Source organism: bacterium, from assembly GCA_018814885.1.
In the GTDB taxonomy this organism is placed as follows: Bacteria; Krumholzibacteriota; Krumholzibacteriia; order LZORAL124-64-63; family LZORAL124-64-63; genus JAHIYU01.
In genome coordinates this window covers 1-5704 of record JAHIYU010000182.1, presented here as the reverse complement: position 1 = coordinate 5704, position 5704 = coordinate 1, and the positions used below count along the sequence as shown (strand labels likewise).

Annotated in this window: 6 protein-coding genes; 1 reads left to right on the top strand and 5 read right to left on the bottom strand. The window is 70.2% G+C overall.

The genetic code is table 11. The annotated features are described in order from the left end of the window. The 5 genes from KJ554_14175 to KJ554_14155 form a co-directional block, all read right to left on the bottom strand. The coding region (locus KJ554_14175; protein MBU0743476.1) for a hypothetical protein at nt 1-529 on the bottom strand (529 nt) is incomplete at its 3' end. Nucleotides 530-535: 6 nt separating this feature from the next. Then, the gene (locus KJ554_14170) at nt 536-1360 is read right to left on the bottom strand and encodes a carbohydrate ABC transporter permease (protein ID MBU0743475.1); all 825 of its coding nucleotides are present in this window, start codon (nt 1358-1360) and stop codon (nt 536-538) included. Then, nucleotides 1357-2247, bottom strand: coding sequence for a sugar ABC transporter permease (locus tag KJ554_14165; protein ID MBU0743474.1), 891 nt, complete (start codon nt 2245-2247; stop codon nt 1357-1359). The genes KJ554_14170 and KJ554_14165 overlap by 4 nt, the downstream gene beginning before the upstream one ends. Further along, nucleotides 2244-3581, bottom strand: coding sequence for a sugar ABC transporter substrate-binding protein (locus KJ554_14160; GenBank protein MBU0743473.1), 1338 nt, complete (start codon nt 3579-3581; stop codon nt 2244-2246). The genes KJ554_14165 and KJ554_14160 overlap by 4 nt, the downstream gene beginning before the upstream one ends. Continuing rightward, nucleotides 3551-5059: a Tat pathway signal protein gene (locus KJ554_14155; protein MBU0743472.1), complete on the bottom strand. Its 1509-nt coding sequence runs from the start codon at nt 5057-5059 to the stop codon at nt 3551-3553. The genes KJ554_14160 and KJ554_14155 overlap by 31 nt, the downstream gene beginning before the upstream one ends. A 106-nt stretch (nt 5060-5165) precedes the next feature. Between KJ554_14155 and KJ554_14150 the strand changes: the two genes are divergently transcribed. Then, the coding region (locus KJ554_14150) for a substrate-binding domain-containing protein (GenBank protein ID MBU0743471.1) at nt 5166-5704 on the top strand (539 nt) is incomplete at its 3' end.

Below are 5704 nucleotides of genomic sequence, written 5' to 3'. Positions count from 1 at the left end.
GCACGAGCGTCAGGTCGTCGATCCAGACGCTGCCCGCGCCGCCCTCGCTAGCCGTCACCACGATCTCGATGGCGGACACCCGGCGAAGGGCGCCGTCGCCGTCAGGCCCCCAGGCGAAGGTGATGTTGCGCTTCTTGACCGTCACGCCTGTCCACGCGCGGGGGAACGCGTAGTCGCGCTTCACGTGCCACCAGACGTTCTCGCCGGTCTCGTCGACCAGCTTGAACTCCAGGGTGTTGACGGGGCACTCGCCGCGCAGCCGGAACGTGAAGGCGAAGTTCTCGGGCAGCACGAGGTCGACCTCGCGGCGCGCGATGGCGTAGCCGCCGCCGGTGAAGCGGAAATCCAGGCGCAGGGCGCCGTCGTCGCCGGCGAGCGACATCTCCACGCCGTCGGCGGGATGGGCCGTCCAGGCCGCGGGCGAGCCGTCGTCTATGCGCACGGGCGCGAGGTCGTCCGTCCCGCGTCCGCACGAGGCGGCGATCGCGAGGGACCCCGCCAGAATCGCGATGGAGATCAGGCGTCTCATGGCGGATCACCCCTTGACGCTGCCGGCGGTGATGCCGCGCACGAAGAAGCGCTGGAAGACGAGGAAGACGATCAGCGCCGGAACGATGGTCAGCATGGCGCCGGCCATCATCAGCTCGCCGTCCTGGACGTGCTCGCCCATCAGGTTGGCCAGCGCCACCGGCAGCGTGTACATGTCGCCGTCGCTCAGCACGATCAGCGGCCACATGAAGTCGTTCCAGGCGCTCAGGAAGGTGAAGGCGGCCAGGGTGGCGAGGATCGGCCTGATGATCGGCAGCACGATGAGGGCGAAGATGCGCAGCTCGCCCGCACCGTCGATGCGCGCGGCGTCGAGCAGCTCGTCGGAGACGCCGAGGGCGTACTGACGGATCAGGAAGATCCCGTAGATGCTCGCCAGGTAGGGGATCAGCACGCCGGCGTAGGTGTTGACCAGGCCGAGTTCGCGCAGCAGCAGGAACAGCGGCAGCATGCCCACCTGGGCCGGCACGACCAGGGCCATCGCCAGCCGTCTGAACAGGCCCTCGCGTCCGGGGAAGGGCAGCTTGGCGAAGGCATACCCCGCCAGCGAATTGATGAACACGGACATGACCGTGGCCAGGACGGCGACCAGCGCGCTGTTGAGGAAGGCGCGCGCCATGTCGAGGCGGGTGAACAGGGTCGCGAAGTTGCCCAGGGTGGGGTCGCGGGGCAGCACGTGCGGCGGCAGGGAGTTGGCCTCGCCGGGCTGCATGAAGGCCGCCGCCACCATCCAGGCCAGCGGCGTCAGGGTGATCAGGGCCACGGCCGACAGCATGAGGTGCAGCAGCGCGGTGCGCAGGCGATGCCCGTTCATCGGCGGCCTCCCTGCAGACGGAACTGCAGCAGCGCGCCCGCCAGGGTGATCAGCAGCAGCACGCCCGCCACCGAGGATGCCGTGCCGATGCGCCACCAGCGGAAGCCCTCCTCGTACATGAAGAGCACGAGGCTGCGCGTGCTGCCCAGCGGTCCGCCCTGGGTCATGACGTAGGGCTCGGCGAAGAGCTGGAAGTAGCCGATCATCGTGGTCACGCCCACGAAGAGGAAGGTCGGACCGAGACCCGGCAACGTGATATGGCGGAAGCGCCGCCACGCGCCGGCGCCGTCGATGGCCGCCGCCTCGTAGAGATGGGTGGACACCGCCTGCAGGCCGGCCACGAAGATCAGCATGTTGTAGCCGAAGTTCTTCCACACCGCGAGCAGGATGATCGCCGGCATGGCCCACTGCGGGTCGCCCAGCCAGTCGACGGGCGATACGCCGATCAGTCCGAGGACGTGGTTCAGGAGCCCGTAATGCGGGTGGTAGAGGTAGCGCCAGATGATCGCCACCGAGACCAGGGTGGTCACCACCGGTGCGAAGTAGACGGTGCGGAAGAGCGGGCGCAGCCGCGCGGCCCTGGCGTCGACCAGCAGCGCCGCGCCCAGGGACGCCGCCACCGACAGCGGCCCGCCGACGACCACGAAGAACAGGGTGTTCCAGAACGTGCGCCAGAAACCGGCGTCCGTCAGCAGGTGCGCGTAGTTGCGCAGGCCGACGAAGCGCGCGTTGCCCGGCGCCCCGATCGCGTAGATGTCGAAGTCGGTGAAGCCGAGCAGGAGGCCGGCGGCGACCGGCAGCACGAAGAACACGGCCAGCAGGGTCAGCGCCGGCGCCAGGAACCACCAGGCGGCCCTGGTCTTGCGGCGTTCCAGGTCGCCGCTCATCGCGGCGCCGCCCCGTCGGGAGCGGCGCCGCGGGCCTTGCGCGCCTGGAGCCAGCGCCGTTTGTCGAGCATCCGCGCCACATCCTCATCCAGGGCGGTGAGGGCCTCTTCGACGGTGGCCGAGCCGCGCACGGCCGTCTCCCCCCGCTCGTAGACGCGCGTGGCGATCTGCTCCCACTCCGGCACCTTGGGGGTGGACACTACGTGCTCGAGCTGGTCGCGGAAGGCGCGGGCGCGCGGGTCGTCGACGATGCCCGCCCGCTCCCAGGCGCCCCGGTGGGCGGGCAGATCGCCGGTCAGGTCGTAGAAGCGCGCCTGTTGCTCGGGACGCGAGAGGAACGACACCAGGCGCCAGGCGGCGTCGGCGCGGGGAGAATCCCTGAAGATCACGAGGCTGGAGCCGCCCGCCAGCGAGACGCCGGGGACGCCCGGCTCCGGTCCCGGCAGCGGCGCCGTGGCCCAGGCGTCCTGCAGCTCCTCGGGCAGGCGGCGGCGGAATTCGCCGAGGTTCCACGGGCCGGTGATGTACATGGCGAAGGTCCCGCGCGCGAATTCCTGGTAGAGGTTCGCGATCTCGTTGTTGGAGACAGGCGGCGCGAGCCCGTCCCGGAACAGGCCGAGGTAGAAGTCGAAGGCCCTGCGGAAGGGCGGCTCCGAGAAAACGCCCAGGCCCCCGTCCGCGTCCAGCAGTGTCGATCCCGCCTGCAGGCCCAGGATCACCGTCGGCGGCCATTCGTTCAGCGGCAGGAAGATCCCGTAGCGCCGGTCCGCGCCGGCCTGCGCGACGACGTCGCGCATGGCCGCCCGCCACGACGCCCAGTCCTGCGGCGCCGTGGGGTGACCGGCCGCGGCCAGCAGATCGCTGCGGTAGAAGAGCACGCGCGTGTCCACGTACCAGGGCACGCCGTAGAGGCGGCCGTCCAGCACGTTCGTGTCCCAGATGCCCGGGAAGTGGTCCGCGGGATCGATCGCCGGATCGGCGGCCGCGCGCGCGTCGAGGGGCGCGATCGCGTCGAGGGCGACGAACTCGGACAGCCACGTGTTGCCCAGCTGGGCCACGTCGGGCGTGGCGTGACCCACGTGGGCGGTGAGGAGCTTCTCGTGGGCGGCCGTCCAGGGGATCTGCTGGACGTCGACGCGCAGGTCCGGATTCTCGCGCTCGAAGTCCGCCAGCAGCTCGCGGACGACCTCGCCCTCGCGTCCCATCGCCCAGAAGCGCACCACCGTCCCGCCGTCATCGCGGCCGCAACCCGCGACCAACGCCGCCAGCGCCGCCAGCGGGACCACGAGACCGGCGAGGCGCCTCACGATCCCCCGCCCGCATCGCTGAGCCATCCGCCCGTGAAGCCCGCGGCGCGCAGCGCGCGGATCACGTGGGGATTGCGGCGCATGCAACGCCAGACCAGTCCGCTGCGGTGGTTCTCGATCATGGCCAGGATCGGCCCCTGATCGATGCCGAGGTAGTCCGTGTCGTACCAGCCGCGCCCCGGCACGACCCGCCCGTGCTGAACCGGCGCGTCGATGTCGAAGGTGGGATTGAGGGCGTCGCGGAAGCCGTACGCGCCGAGCAGATGGTCCCCGTGGTCCTCGCGCAGGGCGAGCAGGAGCGGCGCGACGATCTCCGGCGCGAAGGGGAGCGATGCCGCCGCTGCCGACGGGCACACGGTGCCGTCGTCATCGACGGACGTGAACGAGGCGCCCCGCGCCCAGTAGGTCTCGAAGCGGCGCGTAACGCCGTCGATCTCGAGCGTCCGGTGGACGGGCCCGTCGCAGGCGGTCAGGCCCCACAGTCGCTCGCCGTAGCCGCGCCAGCCGGCGGGATTGGCCCTGGCATAATCGCGCTGGGCGAGGGTGGCGCGGCGGGAGTTCTCGAAATAGTCGAGACCGTGCGCGCCCATGTACGCGTCCTGCAGGCCGCGCAGATCGAACCAGACCTGGGTGTACTGATGCCCGAACAGGGGACCGAACCCGAGGTGCTCCCGCCCCTGGAACGCGTCCCAGCGATAGCCGTCCGTCCAGGCGCCCCAGGCCTCGGGCGCGACGGGATGCGTGGGAGAGCCGAGGGCCAGCAGGTAGAGGATCATGCCCTCGTTGTAGCCGCGCCAGTCGTAGGGCAGGTGGCCGCGTTCGGGCGTCCAGCCGTGCCCGATGGTCGGGGGACGCACCGAGGCCCAGGTCCAGTCGACGCGCAGATAGAGCGAGTCGGCCAGGGCGCGGATCTCCCTCTCGGCCGTCGCGTAGCCGTCGAAGTAGGACTGGCAGAACAGCGCGCCGGCGATCAGCAGGGCCGTGTCCACCGTCGAAAGCTCCACCTCCCGGAAGCGCGCGCCGGTCTCTGGCACGAGGAAATGGTAGAAGAAGCCCATGTGGCCCGCCGTGCCGGACACGGCGGTGTCCTGCGGGGCCAGCCAGAGGAAGCGCAGCGTCGATAGCGCGCGGTCGCGGGCCTCGGCACGTGTGACGTATCCGCGTTCCGCGCCGATGGGATAGGCCGTCAGGGCGAACCCGGTCGCTGCCACGCTGGCGAAGGAGGGCGTGGGGGCCCGATCCGGCGCGAGACCCGTCCGGGGATCGCAAAGATCCCAGAAATATCCGAAAGTTCTCGCTTGCAACGTGTCCATGAAAGCGGTTTCATGGATAGAGAGAGAAGAAGGGGCTCTGTCGGAATCGACGCTGTTGCCGCAGCCGACGCCCAGAATCGCCGCGACGACGCCCACGATCGCCGGTACGGCCAAAGAAAGGCTCCGTCGCCGCGCGCGACCGCGCACGTTCGCTGCGAACCGGTGAAGGCGATCGGGGTTCGTCGTGTTCATGATCCCGCTTGCTGGTTGAAGACCTGCAACGCCCGATTATAGGCGCCCCGGCCGCGGGCGCAACCGAAAACGGGACATGATGGCATCACGCCGAAGAAAGTGGCTGTTGATTCGGCTGACGGTCTACGTCGCCGCGATCGCCATGCTCCTGGTCGTCAGGGGCGGTGTGGGCTGGCAACGTCTTCGCGACATCCTTGGCGGCCAGGACGCGGTGCCGTCCCTCGTGGTTGCGGGCCGGGACCTCGCTCCGGGTCTGGTGGACGTCCTGGCCGACGGGTATCGGTCGGATTACCCCGACCTGGCCGTGATCGTCTTGGGCGGCGGCACCAACCAGGCGCTCGAGGATTTGATTAATCGTCGCGCCGATGTTGCATTCATGTACCGGATGCCGACCGAGGACGAGCGGCAACTCTTCCGGGATGCGGACGGGGATACCGCCACGGTCTTACCCGTCGCCCTCGGCGGGATCGTGTTGCTGGCACCCGCGGGCGTCGAATCGCCCGCGACCACGCGCGGGGAGCTGATCGCCCGGTTCTCCCGCGGCGGGCCCGGTATCCCGCCGGCGCTCTACGCGCCGGATCCCAACGACGGTCTCTGGGCGGCATTCCGCCGGGCGCTCGACCCGGACGCGCCCGCAGCGGATGG

Coding starts and splice junctions, on each gene's coding strand:
- KJ554_14170 (MBU0743475.1), bottom strand. CDS start 1,360: ATGAACGGGCATCGCCTGCGCACCGCGCTGCTGCACCTCATGCTGTCG.
- KJ554_14160 (MBU0743473.1), bottom strand. CDS start 3,581: ATGGCTCAGCGATGCGGGCGGGGGATCGTGAGGCGCCTCGCCGGTCTC.
- KJ554_14155 (MBU0743472.1), bottom strand. CDS start 5,059: ATGAACACGACGAACCCCGATCGCCTTCACCGGTTCGCAGCGAACGTG.
- KJ554_14165 (MBU0743474.1), bottom strand. CDS start 2,247: ATGAGCGGCGACCTGGAACGCCGCAAGACCAGGGCCGCCTGGTGGTTC.